At 61.9% G+C, this 22,262-nt stretch carries 22 protein-coding genes; 7 read left to right on the plus strand and 15 right to left on the minus strand.

Translation table 11 applies throughout. The features are described 5' to 3' along the window. Positions 1 to 41: 41 nt before the first annotated feature. From ACK59L_RS04495 to ACK59L_RS04505, 3 genes are all read right to left on the minus strand, one after another. A complete protein-coding gene (locus ACK59L_RS04495) occupies positions 42 to 341 on the minus strand; it encodes an HU family DNA-binding protein (protein WP_058602763.1) in 300 nt (99 codons plus the stop codon). 189 nt (positions 342 to 530) lie between these two features. After that, entirely contained in the window at positions 531 to 1,679 is a 1,149-nt protein-coding gene (locus ACK59L_RS04500; RefSeq protein ID WP_409272120.1) for an NAD(P)/FAD-dependent oxidoreductase, read from the minus strand. A gap of 14 nt (positions 1,680 to 1,693) precedes the next feature. Further along, positions 1,694 to 1,861 carry a rubredoxin gene (locus ACK59L_RS04505; protein WP_023532601.1) on the minus strand — a complete coding sequence of 56 codons (168 nt, stop codon included), beginning with the start codon at positions 1,859 to 1,861 and terminating at the stop codon, positions 1,694 to 1,696. A gap of 167 nt (positions 1,862 to 2,028) precedes the next feature. On the opposite strand from ACK59L_RS04505, the gene ACK59L_RS04510 reads away from it, so the two are divergent. The 5 genes from ACK59L_RS04510 (at position 2,029) to ACK59L_RS04530 (ending at position 7,298) form a co-directional block, all read left to right on the plus strand. Continuing rightward, the gene (locus ACK59L_RS04510) at positions 2,029 to 2,586 is read left to right on the plus strand and encodes a chorismate lyase (protein ID WP_078479358.1); all 558 of its coding nucleotides are present in this window, start codon (positions 2,029 to 2,031) and stop codon (positions 2,584 to 2,586) included. Then, entirely contained in the window at positions 2,586 to 3,476 is an 891-nt protein-coding gene (ubiA, locus tag ACK59L_RS04515) for a 4-hydroxybenzoate octaprenyltransferase (protein WP_100852503.1), read from the plus strand. Before ACK59L_RS04510 ends, ubiA begins: the two co-directional genes overlap by 1 nt. Positions 3,477 to 3,706: 230 nt before the next feature. Continuing rightward, positions 3,707 to 4,396, plus strand: a complete 690-nt coding sequence (phoB, locus tag ACK59L_RS04520; RefSeq protein WP_023532543.1) for a phosphate regulon transcriptional regulator PhoB — start codon at positions 3,707 to 3,709, stop codon at positions 4,394 to 4,396. Positions 4,397 to 4,510: 114 nt separating this feature from the next. Beyond that, positions 4,511 to 5,818, plus strand: a complete 1,308-nt coding sequence (gene phoR, locus ACK59L_RS04525) for a phosphate regulon sensor histidine kinase PhoR (RefSeq protein ID WP_058602759.1) — start codon at positions 4,511 to 4,513, stop codon at positions 5,816 to 5,818. A gap of 139 nt (positions 5,819 to 5,957) precedes the next feature. Beyond that, positions 5,958 to 7,298, plus strand: coding sequence for a hemolysin family protein (locus tag ACK59L_RS04530; protein WP_058602758.1), 1,341 nt, complete (start codon positions 5,958 to 5,960; stop codon positions 7,296 to 7,298). 33 nt (positions 7,299 to 7,331) lie between these two features. On the opposite strand, the gene ACK59L_RS04535 is transcribed toward ACK59L_RS04530, so the two are convergent. The 8 genes from ACK59L_RS04535 to ACK59L_RS04570 all read right to left on the minus strand — a co-directional run bounded on the left by ACK59L_RS04535 (position 7,332) and on the right by ACK59L_RS04570 (position 17,773). Further along, a complete protein-coding gene (locus tag ACK59L_RS04535; protein ID WP_058638816.1) occupies positions 7,332 to 8,225 on the minus strand; it encodes a M23 family metallopeptidase in 894 nt (297 codons plus the stop codon). Positions 8,226 to 8,335: 110 nt separating this feature from the next. Continuing rightward, positions 8,336 to 9,232 carry a response regulator gene (locus ACK59L_RS04540; RefSeq protein WP_058602756.1) on the minus strand — a complete coding sequence of 299 codons (897 nt, stop codon included), beginning with the start codon at positions 9,230 to 9,232 and terminating at the stop codon, positions 8,336 to 8,338. Positions 9,233 to 9,395: 163 nt separating this feature from the next. Further along, positions 9,396 to 10,166, minus strand: a complete 771-nt coding sequence (gene phoU / locus ACK59L_RS04545; RefSeq protein ID WP_058602755.1) for a phosphate signaling complex protein PhoU — start codon at positions 10,164 to 10,166, stop codon at positions 9,396 to 9,398. Between the two features lie 107 nt (positions 10,167 to 10,273). Further along, a complete protein-coding gene (gene pstB / locus ACK59L_RS04550; protein ID WP_058638813.1) occupies positions 10,274 to 11,107 on the minus strand; it encodes a phosphate ABC transporter ATP-binding protein PstB in 834 nt (277 codons plus the stop codon). 104 nt (positions 11,108 to 11,211) lie between these two features. Continuing rightward, the gene (gene pstA / locus ACK59L_RS04555) at positions 11,212 to 12,828 is read right to left on the minus strand and encodes a phosphate ABC transporter permease PstA (protein ID WP_409272157.1); all 1,617 of its coding nucleotides are present in this window, start codon (positions 12,826 to 12,828) and stop codon (positions 11,212 to 11,214) included. A 71-nt stretch (positions 12,829 to 12,899) separates the two neighbouring features. Continuing rightward, entirely contained in the window at positions 12,900 to 15,188 is a 2,289-nt protein-coding gene (locus ACK59L_RS04560; RefSeq protein WP_409272125.1) for an ABC transporter permease subunit, read from the minus strand. 137 nt (positions 15,189 to 15,325) lie between these two features. Next, positions 15,326 to 16,324: a phosphate ABC transporter substrate-binding protein PstS gene (locus tag ACK59L_RS04565; RefSeq protein ID WP_023532412.1), complete on the minus strand. Its 999-nt coding sequence runs from the start codon at positions 16,322 to 16,324 to the stop codon at positions 15,326 to 15,328. 159 nt (positions 16,325 to 16,483) lie between these two features. Further along, a complete protein-coding gene (locus ACK59L_RS04570; protein WP_058602751.1) occupies positions 16,484 to 17,773 on the minus strand; it encodes an MFS transporter in 1,290 nt (429 codons plus the stop codon). 353 nt (positions 17,774 to 18,126) lie between these two features. Here ACK59L_RS04570 and ACK59L_RS04575 point away from each other — a divergent pair, with 353 nt between their 5' ends. Together ACK59L_RS04575 and ACK59L_RS04580 are read left to right on the plus strand one after the other, a co-directional pair. Further along, positions 18,127 to 18,525 (plus strand): acyl-CoA thioesterase, encoded by a 399-nt coding sequence (locus ACK59L_RS04575; RefSeq protein ID WP_003253317.1) that lies wholly within the window; start codon positions 18,127 to 18,129, stop codon positions 18,523 to 18,525. Positions 18,526 to 18,595: 70 nt separating this feature from the next. After that, a complete protein-coding gene (locus tag ACK59L_RS04580) occupies positions 18,596 to 19,501 on the plus strand; it encodes a D-hexose-6-phosphate mutarotase (RefSeq protein ID WP_196134664.1) in 906 nt (301 codons plus the stop codon). 13 nt (positions 19,502 to 19,514) lie between these two features. Here ACK59L_RS04580 and ACK59L_RS04585 read toward each other — a convergent pair whose 3' ends face one another. The 4 genes from ACK59L_RS04585 to purE form a co-directional block, all read right to left on the minus strand. Next, positions 19,515 to 20,048, minus strand: a complete 534-nt coding sequence (locus ACK59L_RS04585) for a DUF3299 domain-containing protein (RefSeq protein ID WP_058602749.1) — start codon at positions 20,046 to 20,048, stop codon at positions 19,515 to 19,517. Between the two features lie 47 nt (positions 20,049 to 20,095). After that, complete coding sequence (locus ACK59L_RS04590) at positions 20,096 to 20,341, minus strand: GlsB/YeaQ/YmgE family stress response membrane protein (RefSeq protein ID WP_058602748.1); 246 nt, start codon at positions 20,339 to 20,341, stop codon at positions 20,096 to 20,098. 108 nt (positions 20,342 to 20,449) lie between these two features. Further along, positions 20,450 to 21,532, minus strand: a complete 1,083-nt coding sequence (locus ACK59L_RS04595) for a 5-(carboxyamino)imidazole ribonucleotide synthase (protein WP_144963893.1) — start codon at positions 21,530 to 21,532, stop codon at positions 20,450 to 20,452. A gap of 10 nt (positions 21,533 to 21,542) precedes the next feature. Continuing rightward, the gene (purE, locus tag ACK59L_RS04600; RefSeq protein ID WP_023532690.1) at positions 21,543 to 22,034 is read right to left on the minus strand and encodes a 5-(carboxyamino)imidazole ribonucleotide mutase; all 492 of its coding nucleotides are present in this window, start codon (positions 22,032 to 22,034) and stop codon (positions 21,543 to 21,545) included. Between the last annotated feature and the right edge of the window lie 228 nt (positions 22,035 to 22,262).

A 22,262-nucleotide genomic window follows, 5' to 3' on the forward strand; every position in this document is an offset into this window, starting at 1 on the left:
GTCGGCGCCCGTTTGATCCTCATGCCGCTGACAGGCCTAGGTCATTTAGTCTTTTTAGCAGGCTTGGCGGGCACGTTGATGCTGTCGCGCAAGTTCTTGCCTGGCTTGAAGGCTACCGTGTTGCTCGCCTTGATCTTGACGGGCTCACCTGTCTGCGGGTTTTTACCGGTTCGCGCCCCACGATGACGCTTCTCGAACGTGCCGAACCCCACCAGCGTCACTGTATCGTTGTTCACAGCCTGGGTAATGCTTTCGAGAATCGCGTTCAGCACCTCGTTGGCCTGGTCTTTGGTCAGGTCGGTCTTCTCGGCGATGACAGCGGCGAGTTCTGGTTTGCGCATGATGATGAAGCCTCTTTGACGGAATTCTTGTTGTTATGCCGTGCCGCCTCAAGGGCAGCGTTCAAGGCGCCACGGGCTCTAAGCCGCGGCAGACGAGTGTGAGAATGGCACGCGCTTGAGTACCGCGCCAGTATCGGTACGGCCATAATGCACAGGCAAAAAAGGCATACATGACAGTTCGTGAGCTATTTACGCCATGACGGGTGGAAGCTGGCGATTGAGCGTCAGTCTTTCCATCACGGTACTGCCGGTAAGGGCGTACCCGATCAGCTGGCCATCGGCGGCGTGGCAGAGCGCTTTGACGTCATTGCCCTCACCCTCTGCCTGCCAGGTACCAATCTGCCCATTCAGCGGTGGCGACACCACCACAGGACAGGCAGGCGTCTTGACGGTGATGGGCATTGGCCCATAGCTGACGGCAGTGGGGGTGCCAGTCAGTGTCTGCGCCAGCGCTCGAACGCCACTCATCAACGGCATCACGTAGAGCAGGTTGATGCCGTCAACCTCGGCACAATCGCCCAAGGCGTGGATATTGGCATGGGAGGTACGCAGGAATCGGTCCACACAGATACCCCGCCCAGTCTGCAGGCCCGCTGCGGCAGCCAGGTCCGTTCGTGGGCGCAGGCCTACGGCCGACACGACCAGGTCGCACGCGATGACCTGGCCGTCGGACAGCTGTGCACGCACGCCATGCCCCTGGCGCTGCAAGCGCGTCAGCACGGGCCCGAGATGAAAGCGAATGCCGATACCCTGTAGCCCGCTCTGTACCGCCTGGGCCGCTGCCGGGTGCAACAGGGTGGGCATGAGCTGCTCGCAGGGCGCTACCACATCAACCTCGAAACCACCAAGACGCATGTCGTTCGCAAACTCACAGCCGATAAGACCGGCGCCCAGGATCAATACCCGCTGCTTGCCGGCAGCCGCGGCGCGCAGGCGCGCGTAGTCTTCAAGATCATTGATCGGGAAGATCAGGTCGCTGGCGTCACCTTCCACAGGCACGCTGATGGTCTGTGCACCCAGCGCCAGGACGAGATCGCGATAGGGCACTGCCTCATCGCCAATCCACAGGCGCTTGTGGCCTGGGTCGATACCCGTTATGCGCGTATGGGTACGCACCTCGACGTTCAATTGCTCGGCCATGGCGCCGGGCTCGGCCATGCACAGCCCCTCGGCGTCCTTCTGCTTGGCGAAGCCGGTCGAGAGCATGGGCTTGGAGTAGGACCGTCCATCATCGGCAGTGATCATCAGCACGGGGGTGAGTGCATCGAACTTGCGTAATTCCCGGGCGAGGTTGTAGCCCGCAAGCCCGGTGCCAATGATGACTACAGGAGGCGTCATGGGGGGTTCCTCGATCAACCGATGGCGATCATTTCAAAGTCGCTCTTGCCAACCCCGCAGTCTGGGCAGAGCCAGTCTTCGGGTACGTCTTCCCAACGCGTGCCGGGCGCGATCCCATCATCCGGCCAGCCATCGGCTTCGTCATAGATCAGACCGCAGACAATACATTGCCACTTTTTCATCGGAACGGGTTTCCTCGGTTCAGGCTCGGCTTGGGTTTGGACGTGCGGCCTCTTCACGGGCCAAGGTGCAATCGAAAGGCTTTGTAGCGGCCCTGCCGGCAGTATGCAAGCAGTCGGGGCATTCATGCTAAGCTCGCGGCCTCTTTGGTTGTAACAAGCAGACCGACGTGTCGTACCCAACCCCGCACGCAGCCGCTGTCGCGTGGCTAGCGTATCCACAGGTGCAGGCCAGCCTCGCCCCCTCCATGCTGGACTGGTTGTTCGATGAGGGCTCGCTCACACGTCGGCTGACCCGACTGTCCGGCGACGATTTCTGCGTAACGCCCCTGTTCGAAGGCTGGCAGTCGCTGCGCGAGGATGAATGCCAAGCCCTTGGCATCGCGCTCGGTGCCCAGGGTTGGGTCAGGGAAGTGTTCCTGCGCGGGCATGGCCAGCCGTGGGTATTCGCCCGCAGCGTAGCCAGCCGTGCGGCGCTCGAACGTGGCGGCCTGGACCTTGAATCGCTCGGTAGTCGCTCGCTGGGCGAGCTGCTGTTCTGCGATCGAGCGTTCACCCGCCATCCCCTGCAGGTATGCCACTACCCCGAAGCCTGGCTCCCTGCTGAAGTTGCAAGCCCAGGCTTGTGGGGACGTCGTTCACGCTTCTCCCGAGATGAACTCGACCTGCTTGTCGCCGAAGTGTTCCTGCCGGCGTTGTGGCAGGTGGCACGCGAGGATACCCGCTGATGTACCTGCAACTGCTCAAATCGCTGAACCGCCTTCATCCGCGCGCCTGGGACTTCGTCCAGCTAAGTCGCATGGACAGGCCCATCGGCATTTATCTGCTGCTCTGGCCAACCCTGTCGGCAGTGTGGATTGCAGGTCAGGGTTCACCCTCATTGGCCAATGTGCTGATCTTCGGGTTGGGCGTGGTGCTCATGCGCGCGGCCGGGTGCTGCATCAATGATTTTGCCGATCGCAAGGTGGATGGACACGTCAAGCGCACCGCCGATCGACCCTTGGCCAGTGGGCGTGTACGCCCCCGCGAAGCGCTGACGCTGTTTGCTGTTTTGGTAGGCGTGAGTTTCCTGCTGGTGCTGTGCACCAACAGTCAAACCGTCTGGCTTTCGTTCGCGGCCGTCGCGCTCGCATTTTGCTACCCCTTCATGAAGCGCTACACCTACTACCCACAGGTGGTGCTGGGCGCCGCCTATTCGTGGGGTATCCCCATGGCCTTCACCGCTGCCGGCGGCGAGCTGCCGGCCGCTGCCTGGCTGCTGTACATCGCCAACCTGCTGTGGACGGTGGCTTACGACACCTACTACGCCATGGTCGACCGCGACGATGACTTGAAGATCGGTGTGAAGTCCACGGCCATTCTGTTCGGCGAGGCTGACCGGGTGATCATCCTGAGCTTGCAGGGCCTTTCGCTGGGCTGCCTGATGCTGGCCGGCAGCAGCTTCGCCCTCGGCGGCTGGTTCTACCTGGGCCTGCTGGGCGCCGCGTGCTGTTTCGCCTGGGAATTCTGGTCCACCCGCCGCCTGGATCGAGACGCATGCTTCAAGGCGTTCCTGCACAACCACTGGGCCGGGCTGATGGTGTTCATGGGCGTGGTACTGGATTACGCGCTACGTTGAGCGGTGGGCTGAGGCGCGGCACCACCTCAGCAAGGTCCACCTGGTCCACACCGCATGAGGATTCACCGTATCGAGGGGGTAAAGCGTCGGTTACAGGTGCAACCGCCGCCCCGTCAGGCCTGGCCCAGTCATTGAATGTCGCGAGAACCGCCAACACCCTGTCACACAGCTGCAATAATTCCGTTATCTAATGCGGGGCCAAGACAGCGAATCCAGGAGAGGTTTTGAGCATGGCTGGCAGGAATATTCTGATCGTCGACGACGAGGCGCCCATCCGCGAGATGATTGCCGTGGCCCTGGAGATGGCAGGTTATGAGTGCCTGGAAGCAGAAAGCTCCCAACAGGCCCATGCCATCATCGTCGACCGTAAGCCGGACCTGATTCTGCTGGACTGGATGCTCCCCGGCACCTCGGGCATCGAACTGGCCCGGCGGCTCAAGCGCGACGAGCTGACCGGGGACATTCCGATCATCATGCTCACCGCCAAGGGCGAGGAAGACAACAAGATCCAAGGCCTGGAAGTGGGTGCGGACGACTACATCACCAAGCCGTTTTCGCCGCGTGAGCTGGTAGCCCGCCTCAAGGCCGTGCTGCGACGTACCGGCCCCAGTGATGGCGAGACGCCGATCGAAGTGGGCGGGCTGCTGCTGGACCCTATCAGTCATCGCGTCACCATCGATGGCAAGCCGGCCGAGATGGGGCCCACCGAGTACCGCCTGCTGCAATTCTTCATGACCCATCAGGAACGCGCCTATACCCGCGGCCAGTTGCTGGACCAGGTATGGGGGGGCAATGTCTATGTCGAGGAACGCACGGTCGATGTCCACATTCGCCGCTTGCGCAAGGCGCTGGGTGAGGCGTATGAAAACCTGGTACAAACGGTTCGCGGCACAGGCTACCGCTTTTCGACCAAGGTCTGACCTGAAACGCAGCACTCGGCTCAAAGCCGTCGAATGGACGTGAACGCGCTACCGATCCGCTTCTGCATGCAGGTTCGTGCTTGCTGTTGATCGCTGGATTCGAAGGATCCCCAATTGAACCAGAACTGGCATGCGACCTTGATTCGCCACCTGCTGCTGTTGATCACCCTTTGCCTGATCGGTGGCCTGGTCAGTGGCTACTATGGCTGGAGCCTGGCCATTGGCCTGGCTCTCTACCTGGGCTGGACGCTCAAGCAACTGCTGCGCCTGCATGCCTGGCTGCGCAATCACCAACCGGACGAAGCACCGCCTGACGGCTACGGCCTATGGGGCGAGGTGTTCGACAGCATCTACCATCTGCAACGCCGCGACCAGCGTGTGCGTGGCAGGCTTCAAGCGGTGATCGACAGGGTGCAGGAATCCACCGCAGCGCTGCGCGACGCCGTGATCATGCTCGACAGCCACGGCAACCTGGAGTGGTGGAACCGCGCAGCCGAGACGCTCCTGGGCTTCAAGACACCCCAGGACGGCGGCCAGCAGGTGACCAACCTGGTGCGGCACCCGCGCTTCAAGGAATACTTCGAAACCGAAAACTATGTCGAGCCACTGGAGATTCCATCCCCCATCAACGATCGCATGCGGGTGCAACTGCACATCACACGCTACGGCAACAATGAACACCTGATGCTGGTTCGGGACGTCACCCGCATCCACCAGCTCGAACAGATGCGCAAGGACTTCGTGGCCAACGTGTCCCACGAACTGCGAACGCCGCTGACCGTGATTGCCGGCTACCTGGAAACCCTGCTGGATAACGTCGAGGACGTGAACCCCCGCTGGCGCCGCGCGTTGCAGCAGATGAGCCAACAGGGCTCGCGCATGCAAACGCTGCTCAACGACCTGCTGCTGCTGGCCAAGCTGGAGGCCACCGACTACCCGTCCGACAACCAGCCAGTGGCCGTGGACACCCTGCTCAGTGCGATCAAGCAAGACGCGCAAGCGTTGTCCGGGCCGCGCAACCAGCGCATTACCCTGGAGGCCGAGCCAGGCATCTGGCTCAAGGGCAGCGAGTCGGAATTGCGCAGCGCGTTCTCCAACCTGGTGTTCAATGCCGTCAAGTACACGCAGGACGAGGGCAGCATTCGCATTCGCTGGTGGGCCGATGCCCAAGGCGCCCATCTGTCGGTGCAAGACTCAGGGCCCGGCATCGATGCCAAGCACCTGCCACGGCTGACGGAGCGGTTCTATCGGGTGGATTCGAGCCGTGCATCTCATACCGGTGGCACGGGCCTTGGGCTGGCAATCGTCAAGCATGTGCTGATGCGCCACCGCGGGCGCCTGGAGATCAGCAGCGTGCCAGGCCATGGCAGCACCTTCACCTGCCATTTTGCAGTGGCGCAACAGGTCACAGGTAAGGTTTGAGGCCGTTCGGGCCACTTTGCAGCACCGATCAAGTGCTCACCCTTTGCTTTTGCCGCCCTAGCCGCTACATTTGATCCCTTGCGCCGGCTGGAGCCGGCACTTTTCTCATCTTCAAGACGGATCCCGTAAAAACTCCATCATGGACCCTTCCCCTGGTATCAGCCTCACCTCCCTGTTCGCCGATTTCGGCATGATCATTTTTGCTTTGGTTCTGGTGCTGCTCAACGGCTTCTTCGTTGCCGCCGAGTTCGCCATGGTCAAGCTGCGCGCAACCCGCGTGGACGCCATCGCCGAGCAGCACGGCTGGCGCGGCAGCATCCTGCGCAAGGTTCACAACCAGCTCGATGCCTACCTCTCTGCCTGCCAGCTCGGCATCACCTTGGCCTCGCTGGGGCTGGGCTGGGTGGGCGAGCCGGCCTTCGCGCACTTGCTCGAACCGCTGCTGGCCTACTTTGGCGTCGATACCCCTGAGCTGATCAAGGCCGTCTCGTTCTTCGTCGCCTTCTTCGTGATCTCCTACCTGCACATCGTGGTGGGTGAGCTGGCGCCCAAATCGTGGGCCATTCGCAAGCCGGAACTGTTGTCGCTGTGGACCGCGGTACCGCTGTACCTGTTCTACTGGCTGATGTACCCGGCCATCTACCTGCTCAATGCCAGCGCCAACACGATCCTGCGCATTGCCGGCCAAGGCGAACCCGGCCCGCACCACGAGCACCACTACAGCCGGGAGGAGCTCAAGCTGATCCTGCACTCCAGCCGCGGCCAGGACCCAAGCGATCAAGGCATGCGCGTGCTGGCGTCCGCGGTGGAAATGGGTGAGCTTGAAGTGGTGGACTGGGCCAACTCTCGCGAAGACATGGTCATCATCGACGCCCATGCCCCGCTCAAGCAGATACTGGCCCTGATCCGCCGTCACAAGTTCAGCCGCTACCCGGTGTACGACACCGAGCGCGAGGAGTTCACGGGCCTGCTGCACATCAAGGACCTGCTACTCGAACTCGCCGAACTCGAACACCTGCCTGAAACCATTGACCTGGAAGACCTGGCTCGCCCACTGGAGCGCGTTTCCAGGCACATGCCGCTGTCCCAATTGCTCGAGCAGTTCCGCAAGGGCGGTGCGCACTTCGTGCTGGTCGAGGAGGCCGATGGCAAGGTCATCGGTTACCTGACCATGGAAGATGTGCTGGAAGTGCTGGTGGGCGACATCCAGGACGAACACCGCAAGACCGAGCGCGGCATCCTGGCCTATCAGCCAGGAAAGCTGCTGGTGCGCGGCGATACTCCGCTGTTCAAGGTCGAGCGCTTGCTGGGCGTGGACCTGGACCATATCGAGGCAGAGACACTGGCCGGCCTGGTCTACGAAACGCTCAAGCGCGTACCCGAAGAAGAAGAGGTGCTCGAGGTCGAAGGGCTGCGCATCATCGTCAAGAAAATGAAAGGCCCCAAGATCGTGCTGGCCAAAGTGCTCAAGCTGGACTGAGCACATTGACGCCCTGCCCCGATCAAGCCCTGATCAGGGGTTGCCTGCGGTGTAGTCGGGCAACCCACTGATCGGCCGGTCGAACCGATAGGGAATCGACTCAAGCGCCAGCCCCACGTTGCGCTGAACCACGAAGTGCAGATGGGGCCCGGTGCTGTTGCCGGTGTTGCCCGACTTGGCCAACACCTGCCCTTGGCGCACACGCTGCCCGGACGCGACCACGATCGACCCGCGCATCAAGTGCAGGTACACCCCCATGGTGCCGTCAGGGTGCAGAATGCGGACAAAGTTGCCCGAGGGATTGTCCCCTCGCCCGCTCTGCTCGCTGCGCGTGCTCACCACTACCCCTTCGCGTGCCGCCACGATAGTGGTGCCCTCGGGCATGGCGATATCCATTGCATAGCGCCCCTTGGGCCCGAAGTGGCTGAACCTGCCATTGGGCCCTTGGCTCACACGAAACGGCCCACCTACCCATGGAAACGCATAGCGATAACCTTGTGGGCGCTTGCCAGGGTCGCCCATGGCCTGCAGCAGTGTGGAGCGGTAGTTGAGCAGCTTGCCTGGCTGGCCCCGGACGATGCTGAGCACTTGGGTCGAACGCGGCGGCAACAGACGCCGCACGGTCCGCGGCGCGTCGCCACCCTGCGCGTTAACCAGGTTATCCAGGCGCAGTTCCACCTGCACGGCGACCGGCAGTTCGTTGCGGGCCGAGAAGCTCACGCCGCCCTGGAACACGATCGCGTTGAGACGCACATCGTGTTCGTTGATCTCCACGGTGGACTCATCCACGACCGTGGGCTTGATGCCCGGGCCGGGTCGCTGCGCATAGGACACCCTTCCCGTTTCATCGGTGACTGGGTGCAGCGTCACGCCCAGGCTAGAGGCGCTGACCAGGGTTAACGCACATAGCAGCAAGCGTGAATGCATGATGGTGGCTTTTTGACAGTGAAGGACCTGTCCAAGCCTAGCAGCAGACACCCTGATCACCATGACAGTTGGTCGGATGCTGCTGGCCAGCTCGCTGTTGCGGCGGCCCGTCAGGCCCCTGGCGTGAAATGCTTCTGGGCAGTGCCGCGGGCGATCAAGCGGGACAGGTAGTCCAGCTTCTGGGCGTCTTGATCGACGAACTTGAACGTCAATTGCAGCCAGTCGCTGTCAGGCTTGGGCTCGAAGGCCGCCACCGCGTGCAGGTAACCATTCAAACGCGCGATTTCCGCGTTCTCGCCCTGCTCCAGGTTCAGCACAGCGCCTTCGAGCACTTGCGGCAGTGTCTCACTGCGCCGTACGACCAGCAGGGCTTCCTTCAAGCTCAAGGCCTTGATCACGCAGGCTTGCATGCCGCTCGCCAAACGCAGCTGGCCCTGGCCGCGACCGCTGGGTGCGGGTGTCGCTGCGCTGGCCTTGGCAGGGGTGGCGGCCGCCTTGGCAGGCACAGGTGCTGGCGCAGCTACCTTGACGGCTTCTGGCCGTCCAGCGGTCAGGGCGTTGAGCGAGTCGTTGGCGAACGCGGCATTGGCCCGCGCAGGCCCTGGGCTCATCAGGCTGTCGAGCTTGCCGATCTTGGCCAGGGCCTTCTTGACCTTGGTCAGCAACTGCTCGTTGGTGAACGGCTTGCCGACGAAGTCCGACACGCCGGCCTGAATCGCCTGGATGACATTTTCCTTGTCGCCACGGCTGGTCACCATGATGAACTGAAGGCCCTTGAGCTCAGGTTGCTGACGGCACCAGGTGAGCAGCTCCAAGCCCGACATTTCCGGCATTTCCCAGTCGCACAGCACCAGGTCGAATGCCTCTTTGCCCAACAGGGTCATGGCCTTGCGACCGTTTACGGCGTCATCCACGGTCATGCCCGGGAACGCGTTGCGCAGGCACTTACGGATCAGGTCACGGATAAATGGCGCGTCATCCACCACCAGCACATTCACTTTACTCATCGATACTCCTTCTGAACCCGACTAGCCTACTGCCATTTGCTGGCCACTTGCTACCACCTGTGTCACGCCGGGTCGTCTACAGCCGGTCGATGGTCTCTGGCACCTCCAGGCGTACTAACGAAAACGCCCGGCACAAGCCGGGCGTCGATGCTCGGAGAGAACTTTATTTATCGTCCGCTTCGGCTGGAACATTAGGTATTTCACCCTCGGCATTGGCGCGACCCTGCACCTCCGCTGTCATGCGCTTGAGGCCCATGTGGCGTACATCGGTGCCGCGCACCAGGTAGATCACCAGTTCGGAGATGTTGCGTGCATGGTCGCCGATCCGCTCCAGCGAACGCAGGACCCAAATCACACTTAGCACACGGGAGATCGAACGGGGATCTTCCATCATGTAGGTCACCAGCTCACGCAAGGCTGTCTTGTACTCACGGTCGATGGTCTTGTCGTATTGAGCCACTGACAAGGCCAGGTCGGCATCGAAGCGGGCGAAGGCGTCGAGTGCATCGCGCACCATGTTGCGCACCTGATCGCCGATGTGCCGCACCTCCACATAGCCCCGCGGCGATTCACCCTCCTCGCAGAGCTGGATGGCCCGCCGGGCGATCTTGGTCGACTCATCGCCGATACGCTCGAGGTCAATCACCGACTTGGAAATACTGATGATCAGCCGCAGGTCCGATGCTGCCGGCTGGCGACGCGCCAGAATACGCAGGCATTCCTCGTCGATGTTGCGCTCCATCTGGTTGATCTGCTCGTCGACCTCGCGCACCTGCTGAGCCAGGCCGGAATCGGCCTCGATCAGCGCAGTGACCGCATCGTTGACCTGTTTCTCGACCAGCCCGCCCATGGCCAGCAGGTGGCTGCGTACCTCTTCGAGCTCGGCGTTGAACTGCTGGGAAATATGATGCGTCAGGCTTTCTTTGTTGATCATGCTGTGGCTCCGCGAAGCTGCTGGCTGCGAGCTTCAAGTCGTTCGAGGCGTGCCCCTGCGCTGCGCCGAGTGCCTTTACGCGGCGAGCAGCAGTGCGCGGTGCTTCTTCAGCCATACCGGCCAGTGATGTAGTCTTCTGTCTGCTTCTTGGCGGGGTTGGTGAACAGGGTATCGGTGTCACCGAATTCCACCAGTTTGCCCATGTACATGAAGGCGGTGTAATCCGATACGCGGGCCGCCTGCTGCATGTTATGGGTCACGATGACAATGGTGAACTTGGTTTTCAATTCGTAGATGAGCTCTTCGACCTTGAGCGTGGAAATAGGGTCCAGCGCCGAGCAAGGCTCGTCCAGCAACAGTACCTCGGGCTCGACCGCAATGGTGCGGGCGATGACCAGGCGCTGCTGCTGCCCACCGGACAGGCCCAGCGCCGACTCGTGCAGACGGTCCTTGACCTCGTCCCACAGCGCCGCGCCCTTGAGGGCCCACTCGACGGCCTCGTCCAGGACACGTTTTTTGTTGATGCCCTGAATCCGCAGGCCATAGACCACGTTCTCGTAGATGGTCTTGGGGAAAGGGTTGGGTTTCTGGAACACCATGCCCACGCGGCGGCGCAGCTCGGCCACGTCCTCGCCCTTGCGGTAGATGTCATGCCCGTACAGGTTGACGGCGCCTTGCACACGGCAGCCGTCGACCAGGTCGTTCATGCGGTTGAAGGTCCGCAGCAAGGTGGACTTGCCGCACCCGGAGGGGCCAATGAACGCCGTCACGCGCTGCTTGGGAATATTCATGCTGACATCGAACAGGGCCTGCTTGTCGCCGTAGAACAGGCTCAGCCCAGGTACTTCGATGGCGACCGTTTCCTCGGCCAGGCGCAGGCCCTGTTTGCTGCGGCCCAGCGCGGACATGTCGATGCCGTGGGTAGGCGGTTGTTGCTGCATGGTCTTACTCCATTGGGTGCTGCCGGCGTATGGCCGCCAGCGGCACGTTGGGACGAAGCGGCCGCTTCGCGTCGGCGACGCCGCTTGAACGTTCGACGCCTGGCTCAGCTGTCGAGCGCCTTGTATTTCTCACGAAGGTGGTTACGGATCCACACGGCCGACAGGTTCAGTGTCGCGATGACCATCACCAGCAGCAATGCCGTTGCGTATACCAGTGGCCGCGCCGCCTCCACGTTCGGGCTCTGGAAGCCTACGTCGTAGATGTGAAAGCCCAGGTGCATGATCTTCTGATCCAGGTGCAGGTAGGGGTAATTGCCATCCACCGGCAGCGATGGCGCGAGCTTGACCACCCCCACCAGCATCAGCGGTGCGACTTCACCCGCAGCCCGGGCCACGGCCAGGATCATGCCGGTCATCATGGCCGGGCTGGCCATGGGCAGAACAATCTTCCACAGCGTTTCGGCCTTGGTGGCACCCAATGCCAGCGAGCCTTCGCGCAGGGTGCGCGGAATGCGCGCCAACCCCTCCTCGGTGGCCACGATCACTACCGGCACCGCCAACAATGCCAGGGTCAGTGACGCCCACAACAGGCCCGGCGTGCCCAGGGTAGGCGCCGGCAAGGCTTCGGCAAAGAACAGGCGGTCGATCGAGCCGCCCAGCACGTACACGAAGAAGCCCAAGCCGAAAACGCCGTAGACGATGGCCGGTACACCGGCAAGGTTGTTGACCGCGATGCGAATCAGGCGCGTCACCGGCCCCTGCCGGGCATACTCGCGCAAATAGACCGCTGCCAGCACGCCAAAGGGCGTGACGATCACGGCCATGATCAGGGTCATCATCACAGTGCCGAAGATAGCCGGGAATATACCGCCCTCTGTGTTGGCCTCACGCGGGTCGTCGCTGAGAAACTCCCACACCTTGGCAAAGTAAGCCCCCAGCTTGGCCAGGGTCGACATGCCGTTGGGCTGGATGGCATGGACCACCTTGCTGAGGTTGATCTCGACTTCACGGCCATTGCCATCGCGCGCGACCAGCGTGTCGCGGGCAAAATCTCGGTGAAGTGTGGTCAGGCGATCTTCGATGGCCGCGTAGCGGCTGTTGAGCTCGGCACGATCAGCCTCGATATCAGCCTGGGCCGCAGCGTCCAGCTTGCCTTCGAGCTCGAGCTTGCGCGCCTGCAGGCGCAACCGCTCCAGGCCATGGTTGATGGCACCGATGTCTTTCTTCTCCAGCGCCTGCAGCGTCTTGTTGAGCTCGCTGGCCCGGGCCAGCCGCGCTTGCAGCTCACCCCAGGCCGCTGCCCCTTCTGCCACCACCCGGCCTTGTTCCTTGACGCTCACCAGGTAGCCATAGAAGTTGCCCCACTCGCGCCGTTCCAGGGCCATCAGCTGCTCGGGGCGCTGCTGATCGACGAGCCAGTCGCCCACGACCCAGGTGAAGTCGCTGCCATTGAGGTCCCGGTTTCCGACCTTGATCAATTCGCGTGTCATGAACTCCGGGCCCTGGTCGGGCACTGGCAAACCGGCGCCCTTGAGGCGCGCACGCGGCACTTCTTCCTGCTGTACCACTTCGCCGATGACCGTCTGCTGGGCCTGGCCCGGCACGGCGTAGCTGGCCTGAATCAAATCGGCCGGCCAGAAATGCCCCAAGCCGCGTACTGCGATCACAGCCAGCAGGCCAACGGTCATGATCACCGCCATGGCCACGGCGCCGCCGCTCATCCAGACACCGGGGGCACCGCTCTTGAACCAGCCTTTGAGGGAATCCTTTTTCACGGATCGCTACCTTTCTATCAAAGCGACGAGTATTTCTTGCGCAGACGCTGGCGAATCAGCTCGGCCAAGGTGTTCATGACGAAGGTGAACATCAGCAGCACCAACGCGGCGAGGAACAGCACCCGGTAGTGGCTGCCCCCGACTTCGGATTCCGGCATTTCCACCGCCACGTTGGCAGCCAGCGTGCGCATACCTTCGAACAGGTTCATCTCCATCACCGGTGTGTTGCCGGTGGCCATCAGCACGATCATGGTTTCACCGACGGCCCGGCCCATGCCGATCATCAGCGCCGAGAAGATGCCGGGGCTGGCGGTCAGGATCACCACCCGGGTGAGGGTCTGCCAAGGCGTTGCCCCCAGCGCCAGGGAACCCAGCGTCAGGCTGCGCGGCACGCTGAAGACGGCGTCCTCGGCTATCGAGTAGATGTTGGGAATGACGGCAAAGCCCATCGCGATCCCGACCACCAGTGCATTGCGCTGGTCATAGGTGATACCCAGGTCATTGGTGATCCACAGGCGCATGTCGCCGCCAAAGAACCAGCTTTCAAGGTGTGGGCTCATGCCAAGGGCAAGCCAGCCGATGAGCAGAATGACCGGGATCAGGATCGCCGCCTCCCAGCCATCCGGTACCCGCAGACGAATGGATTCAGGCAGCCGGCTCCAGGTGAACCCTGCCAGCAGGATGCCGACCGGCATGAGCAGGAAAAGGCTGAAGACCCCTGGCAGATGGCCTTCCAGGTACGGCGCCAGGAACAGCCCCGCGAAGAACCCCAGAATGACCGTGGGCATCGCCTCCATCAGTTCGATTACTGGCTTGACCTTGCGGCGCATGCCAGGGGCCATGAAGTAGGCCGTATAGATCGCGGCGGCAATGGCCAGCGGCGCGGCCAGGATCATGGCGTAGAAGGCCGCCTTGAGGGTACCGAACGTGAGGGGCGAAAGGCTCAGCTTGGGCTCGAAATCGGTATTGGACGCGGTCGACTGCCACACGTACTTGGGCGCGTCATAATTCTCGTACCACACCTTGCCCCACAGCGCGCTGAAGGACACTTCCGGATGGGGGTTGTGCAGCTTCAATGGCAACAACCTGCCGGGCTCTTCGATCATGATGCGGTTGGCGCGCGGTGACAGGGCAAGGATACCCGGGCCCTGGGCCACGGACTCGACCAGGAGGGTACGGTGCGCCGTGCTGTGGAAAACACCCAGCTTGCCTTCTGCGTCCAGGGCGATGAAGCCCTTGCGACGCTCCTCGGCGTCGATCTGCACGATGGGCGACGTGCCCAACTGGAAGGTACGAATCTGCTTGAAACGAGACTCCCCGTCCGGGTCACGGGCCATGAACCACTGGGCCAGCCCACCGTGCGAGTCACCGATGATCAGTGAAATGCCGCCTACCAGCTGGGCAGTGGCCGTCACTTCGGTATCGGCGCTCTGCGCCAGGGAATAGCGCCCGTTGAGGCTCTTGTCGCGCAGGCTGAACACGTCGGCAGTGGCGCGACCGTTGATCACGTACAGCCACTGCTGGCGCGGATCGATGAAGATGTTCTTCACCGTTTCGGTCATTTGCGGCAACTCGATACGGGTCTGCTCGGTGGTGACTTCGGCGGTCAGCATGTTTTCGCTGCGCGTCAACGCGAGGACCTGCAGGTGCGCGCCCGTAGAGCCTGCCAGCAACAACGTGTCGCCATTGACACTGGCGCTGACGTGCTCCAGCGCCCGCGCCTGCTCATCCAGCACGAAAGGCTGTTCGCCATAGGGGTAGTCGATGGCCGGCGTAATAGTTTTCTTGTTGCCGGGGTAGGTGATCTTGTAGGTATGGGTGAACACCAACGCCTGGCCATTGGACAACCCCAGCATCACCATCGGGCTGCCTGGCTGGTCGGTACCGATCGAGGACACCTGTACGCCGGCAGGGATGGGCAAGTCGACGCGTTCGAGCGCTGCGCCGGTCTTGGTATCGAAGAACAGCACCTGGTCCTTGTCCGAAACCCGCATGCCGACCAGGTTCTGCTCCTCGAGGGCGATCATCAACGGCTTGCCCGCCTCCTCTTTGAGCCAGGCAGGCTGCAATGCCTGCCTGCTGGTCAGCTCGGCGCCCTGGAACAACGGCAGTACCACGTACGCCAGGTAAAAGAAGATCAAGGTGATCGCAGCCAGCACTGCCAGCCCGCCTACCAGCACGTACCAGCGCGTCAGGCGGTCCTTGAGCGCACGCAGGCGGCGCTTGCGCTGCAACTGCGGGGTGTTGAAATCGATGCGTGCAGGCTGGGAATCTTGGGTCATTGTGGAGTTGGCCAGATCATTCATGGGGCACACCCTAGCGGTCCCGTATGACAAAAACATGACAGTGCAGTGACGCACGAAAGCCCGAAGCACAGTGAGGCTGGCCCCGGGCTGGGAGTGCTGAAGAGGCTAGCCCAGCGGCTTGCCCCTGCAGGGTTCGATTACTGCTTGGCGACGTTGCCGGCGTGGGACAGGCCCAGGTCGGCCAGGGTCTTGTCGACGACTTTGGCAGGCAGCGGGATGTAGCCATCCTTGACGACCACCTGCTGGCCGGCCTGCGACAGTACCAGCTTCACGAACTCGGCCTCCAGCGGGGCCAGCGGCTTGTTCGGTGCCTTGTTGACGTAAACGTACAGGAAGCGCGAAAGCGGGTAGCTGCCGTTCAGGGCGTTGGTCTCGTTGTCCTCGACGAACTCGCCGCCGTCTTTCTTGGCCAGCGGCACGGTCCTGACGCTGGCCGTCTTGTAGCCGATGCCCGAGTAGCCAATGCCATTGAGTGATGAGCTGATGGACTGCACCACGGAGGCGGAACCGGGTTGCTCATTGACGTTGGGCTTGAAGTCCCCTTTGCACAGGGCTTCTTCCTTGAAGTACCCATAAGTGCCGGACACCGAGTTGCGGCCGAACAGCTGGATCGGCTTATTGGCGAGGTCGCCGGTTACTCCGGCATCGCCCCAGGTCTTGATCTCGGCCTTGCCACCACACAAACGAGTCGAGGAGAAGATGGCATCGACCTGGGCCATGGTCAGGCCCTTGATCGGGTTGTCCTTGTGCACGAACACCGCCAGGGCGTCGACCGCAACCGGGATGGCGGTCGGTTTATAGCCGTACTTCTGCTCGAACGCCTGCAATTCGACGTCCTTCATCTTGCGGCTCATGGGGCCGAGGTTGGCGGTGCCTTCGGTCAGCGCCGGTGGCGCCGTGGAAGAGCCCGCTGCCTGAATCTGGATGTTGACGTTCGGGTATTCCTTTTTGTAAGCCTCGGCCCACAGGGTCATCAGGTTCGCGAGGGTATCGGAGCCGACGCTGGAGAGGTTGCCCGATACACCCGTGGTCTTGGTGTAGGTCGGGATAGCAGGATCGACAGCGGCCACTGCGTTGGCGGTTGCAACGCCAGCGGCGGCAAAGGTAAGGGCCGCCATCAAACGCTTCAATTTCATGCCTTGCTCCTAGCTGGAATGGGGGTGCTGAGAGGGAACGGGGGCCAGTATCTGCAGCGCGCATGAACACGATATGACTTGATTGTGACAATTGGATGAAATGCCATCATCGTGTCGAAGCGCTGCCTGCAGGGAGCAAGTGTCAGTGGCCAAGGCAATTCAACGCTTGTTGGCGAGCAAGTACAGACCTACCGAAAAGCCGACCACGCACAGTACAGCCACATAGTAAGCGGGCGCCATGGGGCTGACCTTCAGAAGCCCGGTTACCGCCATCGGCGTCAGGCCGCCGAAGATGGCATAGGCAACGTTGTAGGAAAACGACAAGCCGCTAAAACGAACCGCAGCCGGGAATGCCTTGACCATCACATAGGGCACTGCGCCGATCACGCCCACGCACAAGCCGGTCACCGCATACAACGGGAACAACAGCTCCGGCCGCGTGGGCAAGCTGTGGTAGAACGCCCAGGAACTGACCAGCAACATCAGGCTACCGACCACGAACACACGGCCTGCACCGAAGCGATCGGCCAGGCTACCGGCGCCAATGCAACCCAGGCTTAACAATACGATCGCCAGGCTGTTGGCCTTGAGCGAGTCGGTAGGGCTGATGTGGTAGATGCTCTGCAGCAAGGCTGGTGTCATGAGGATCACCACCACGATGCCTGCCGAAAGCACCCAGGTCAGCAACATGGACAGCACGATGGGCCCGCGATGATCGCGCAGCACGGCCCGAAGCGGCAGCCCTTCGGCCAGGGCCTTGCGTTGCTGCATTTCTGCGAACACCGGGGTTTCATGCAGCCAACGGCGCAGGTAAACCGAAAACAGACCGAACACGCCGCCCAGCAGGAACGGGATTCGCCAGGCATAGCTGGCCACTTCTTCAGCGCTGTAGACGCTGTTGATCAAGGTCGCGACCAGCGAGCCCAGCAAGATACCGGCTGTCAAACCGGCAGTGAGCGTGCCGCAGGCATAACCGGTATTGCGCGCCGGCACGTGCTCCGAGACGAATACCCAGGCGCCTGGCACTTCCCCGCCGATGGCCGCCCCCTGGATCACCCGCATCAACAGCAACAGGATCGGCGCCCACAGGCCAATCTGCGCGTAGGTCGGCAACAGGCCCATGATCAAGGTGGGCAGGGCCATCATGAAGATGCTCAGGGTGAACATCTTCTTGCGGCCCAGCAGGTCGCCAAAATGCGCCATGATGATGCCGCCCAGGGGCCGTGCCAGATAGCCTGCGGCGAAAATGCCGAACGTCTGCATCAACCGCAGCCACTCGGGCATGTCGGCCGGAAAGAACAGCTTGCCAACCACGGTGGCGAAGAACACAAAGATGATGAAGTCGTAGAACTCCAGCGCACCGCCCAGTGCAGACAGTGAAAGGGTCTTGTAGTCACTGCGGGTCAGCGGCCGCGGGGCCTGCTCGATACTGCTCGGCGCGGAAGTCATCACGGTTATTCTCTTTATAGGGCAAGGCCACACGGGATGCGGCTTGTTCAAGGCGAAGGCGAAGATAGCAAATTGCCCGACACGGCTGAAAGCGACACGCAATCCTTACCGACCTGCAAGAACGCATGGTCGTCGCTCGCGTAGATGCTCTATATACTGGCGTTTCGTACGAAATGTGTCCTGCTAGCGTGGGATATTGTGCGAAAACACCGGTCACTATACTCAGACGGTTTCGAAGCATTTCCCACGGCCGTCCCGTCATACGAATCGGCGTAGTATGTTGTCAGCTGAATCGTTTACCGGCCTAAGCGCCGCATCCAAGAAAAGCGTCACGGGTCAGAGGCCCCCACCGCATGATTGAGCTCGAACAAGAAGATCCAATTCCGCAGGGCGACCTTGCTCTGCAGATCACCGCACTGCCACGGGAAACAAACGGCTTTGGCGATATCTTCGGCGGCTGGCTGGTCGCCCAGATGGACTTGGCAGGTACCGCCATGGCCAGCCGTGTTGCCGGTGGCCGCGTTGCCACCGTGGCGATAGATCGCATGGCGTTTCTGGTACCGGTGGCCGTGGGCGCACAGTTGTCTTTCTATACGCAGACGCTGGAGATCGGACGCAGCTCCATCCAGATGATGGTCGAAGTATGGAGCGACGATCCACTGTCCAGCGAATGGCGCAAGGTGACCGAAGCCGTCTTCGTCTTCGTCGCCATCGATGGCAGCGGCCGTACCCGTTCCGTCCCTCGTCGCTGAGGCCTGCCGGCGGTAAACTCATTGCCTGCGACCGGGTCCAAGGCCCACTGGCAACCAATGAGATGACGCAATGGCCACCTTCCAAGTATCGACCGAGCAACATGGCGAGCTTCACTGCTGGCGTATCCGCAGCAGCTTCGCTGAACTACTGATCGCCCGCCAGGGTGCGCAGGTCCTCAGCTACCAGCGCACTGGCGAGCCGCCATTGCTCTGGTTGAGCGACGAGGCCATTTTCCGCCAGGGGAAGTCGGTCCGGGCAGGGGCGCCTGTGTGCTGGCCCTGGTTCGGCAACCTGCAGCGCAACCCCGAAACCGTGCAGTCCATGTACCACGCTGAACACGCGCCAGCCCATGGGCTTGTCCGGACGCGTGACTGGCAATTGCTGGGCCTTGAGGAAGTGGGCGAAAGCCTGCGGATCGAGTTCGAAATGGCCGAAGCGCAAGGTGGGTTGCCCGGGTGGCCGCACACTGTGGAGCTCAAGCTGGTGGTCGTGCTGGACGCGGCGTTGACGCTGCAACTGACCAGCCGCAACCTTGGCGATAGCCCGGTCACCCTCAGCCAGGCCTTGCACAGTTACTTTGCAGTCAGTGATGTGCGCCAGGCCGAGGTCCACGGTGTCGAGGGTTTGTCTTACATCGAAACCCTGTCCGACTGGCAACAGCGCCATCAGGAGGGCGCGCTGGCGTTTAGCGGCGAGACGGACCGGATCTATCTGAATACGCCGCAAACGTTGAGTATCGTCGACCCGTCCTGGGGCAGGCGAATCATCCTGACCAGCAGCCGATCCCGTTCAGCGGTGATCTGGAACCCCTGGACCGCACGGGCCAAGGAATTGCCGGACATGGCCGATGACGGCTGGCAGCGCATGCTGTGCATCGAGACGGCGAACGTATGGGATGACGTGGTGCAGTTGCAGCCCGGAGCCAGCAGCTCGCTGGGGGTCAGGATCGATTGTGAAGTGATCTCAAAGGCCTAGTCCCACACACGCCTCAAAGATCGGCGTCCACCACTACCCTCACCTTCGCGGCGTCCAAGGCATAGGCCGCGTCGGCCAGGTCGTTGCTGACCTTTTCCACCTTCAGCGTGCCGCTGACCCACAGCGGTGCGTATATGTCATCGATCTTCAGCCCTTTTGGATAGCGCACCAAAACCAGCTGGTTAGGTGGCGGTGGCGGGACGTGGATACACGCGCCAGGGTAAGGCACCAGGAAGAACAGGGTGCTATTGCCCTTGGCATCGCTTTCAAGCGGCACAGGGTAGCCGCCCAGGCGAATGTCCTTGCCGTCCAGGGCGGGCACGGTTTTCGTCGAGTACATGACCGCAGGCAAGCCCTTGCTCTGCTTCAAGCCACCTTTGGCGGTGAAGGTGCCCATGGCCTCGGGGGAGTTATGGTCGATTTCAGGCATCTGCTCGAGCGCCTTCTGGTCCGACTTGGGCATCAGCTCCAGCCAGTCGGTCTCGGGCAATTCGGCATGGGCCAGGGAACTGGCCGACAACAGGAGGGCAATGAAGAAGGCACGCATGGAATGCTCGGCAACTCGGGATGAATTGCCGGCATTCTAACCAGTATTCAGCGTTTCTTGATGAATCCGTAGATCACCAGGAGGATGATGGCGCCTACCAGTGCACCAAAGAAGCCGGCTGCCTGACCTGCCTGATAGATACCAAGCGCCTGACCGCCATAGGTGGCCAACAGCGAGCCAGCGATACCGAGCAGGATGGTCATGATCCAGCCCATGCTGTCGTCGCCCGGTTTGATGAAACGAGCCAGCAGGCCGACGATGAGGCCGATGAAAATGGTTCCGATGATACCCATGGCAATCCCCTTGCAGTAAAGATGGAACACGCCAAAGCCTAGGCTGCGCTTTGGCGTGTTGCCACTTCAGAGGGCCCGCCGGATGCAGAAGTTCGAATTGACGCTCGATCAGTTGCCGATCAGCGCCTGCACTTGCGCAATCTTGTGCTCGAGCGTGGCCATGTCCTGGCACCGCAATGTGGCATGTCCGACCTTGCGCCCGGCCTTGAACGCCTTGCCATAGTGGTGCAGGTGGCAGTCGTCGATGGCCACGACCTGCTCCACTGGGGGAACTTCACCGATGAAGTTGAGCATGGCGCTTTCGCCGACCTTGGCCGTGGAACCCAATGGCAAACCGGCGATGGCACGCACGTGGTTTTCGAACTGGCTGCACTCGGCGCCTTCGATGGTCCAGTGCCCGGAGTTGTGCACGCGCGGTGCAATTTCATTGGCCTTGAGCCCGCCGTCGACCTCGAAGAATTCGAACGCCATGACCCCGACATAATCGAGTTGTTGCAACACGCGACCGACGTAGTCTTCAGCCAGCGCTTGCAGCGGGTGCGCCTGACTGGCGACCGACAGGTGCAGGATGCCGCTGTCGTGCGTGTTGTGCACCAGCGGGTAGAACCGTGTTTCGCCATCGCGGGCCCGGACAGCGACCAGCGATACTTCACCGGTAAAGGGTACGAAGCCTTCGAGCAGGCACGGCACGTTGCCCAGTTCGGCAAAGGTGCCTACCACGTCCTGCGCGGTGCGCAGGACTTTCTGGCCCTTGCCGTCGTAGCCCAACGTCCGGGTCTTGAGCACCGCTGGCAGACCGATGCTCGCCACTGCGGCGTCCAGGTCTGCCTGCGACAGGATGTCGGCGAACGCAGGGGTGGGGATCCCCAGGTCACGGAACATGCTTTTCTCGAACAAGCGGTCGCGGGCGATGCGCAGGGCCTCGGCACTTGGGTACACCGGCACGAACTGCGAAAGAAAAGCCACGGTCTCGGCCGGAACGCTCTCGAACTCGAAGGTAACCAGGTCAACCTGGTCGGCCAGCTGGCGCAGCTGCTCCTGGTCGCTATAGCCTGCGCGCAGGTGCTCGCCCAGAGAGGCGGCACAGGCATCAGGCGCCGGGTCGAGGAAGGCGAAGTTCATGCCCAGCGGAGTACCCGCCAGTGCTAGCATGCGGCCCAGCTGGCCGCCACCGATTACACCGATTTTCATGGGTTGAACCTCAAGCCTGACGCGGATCTGGGTTATCCAGCACGGTGTCGGTCTGTTCCGTGCGGAACTGCTTCAACGCCGCGTGGTACTGAGGGTGCTTGGCGCCGAGGATGCTGGCCGACAACAGCGCGGCATTGATCGCGCCCGCGCGGCCGATGGCCAGCGTGGCAACCGGCACGCCGGCCGGCATCTGCACGATCGACAGCAGCGAATCAACGCCTGAAAGCATCGACGACTGCACGGGCACGCCCAGCACCGGCAGGTGGGTCTTGGCCGCGCACATGCCAGGCAAGTGGGCCGCACCACCGGCACCGGCGATGATCACCTCGATGCCCCGGCCGTCAGCTTCTTCGGCGTACTGGAACAGCAGATCCGGCGTACGGTGGGCGGAAACCACCTTCACCTCGTAGGGAATGCCGAGTTTTTCCAGCATATCGGCGGTGTGGCTAAGGGTGGACCAATCGGACTTGGAGCCCATGATCACGCCAACCAGTGCACTCATCGTCGAGCCTCTCCTGCAAGCGCCTTCTGGCGCGCTAAAAGCAACAAGCCACGCAGGTGGACCGGCGTGGCTTGTCATACGGATTATGAATCGACCGGGTCGGCCGAAGGCGCAGGATTGTAGCGTATTCATGAAGGGAGCGCCCACCCCCATAAGCACATGCCGGATCAAAGGGCAAGCTGTCTCGCGGGACAAGTTTTTCCCGCTGCTGCCTAGGCGCTGCACGCT

The organism is Pseudomonas sp. KCJK9111 (assembly GCF_046231935.1).
In the GTDB taxonomy this organism is placed as follows: domain Bacteria; phylum Pseudomonadota; class Gammaproteobacteria; order Pseudomonadales; family Pseudomonadaceae; genus Aquipseudomonas; species Aquipseudomonas parafulva_B.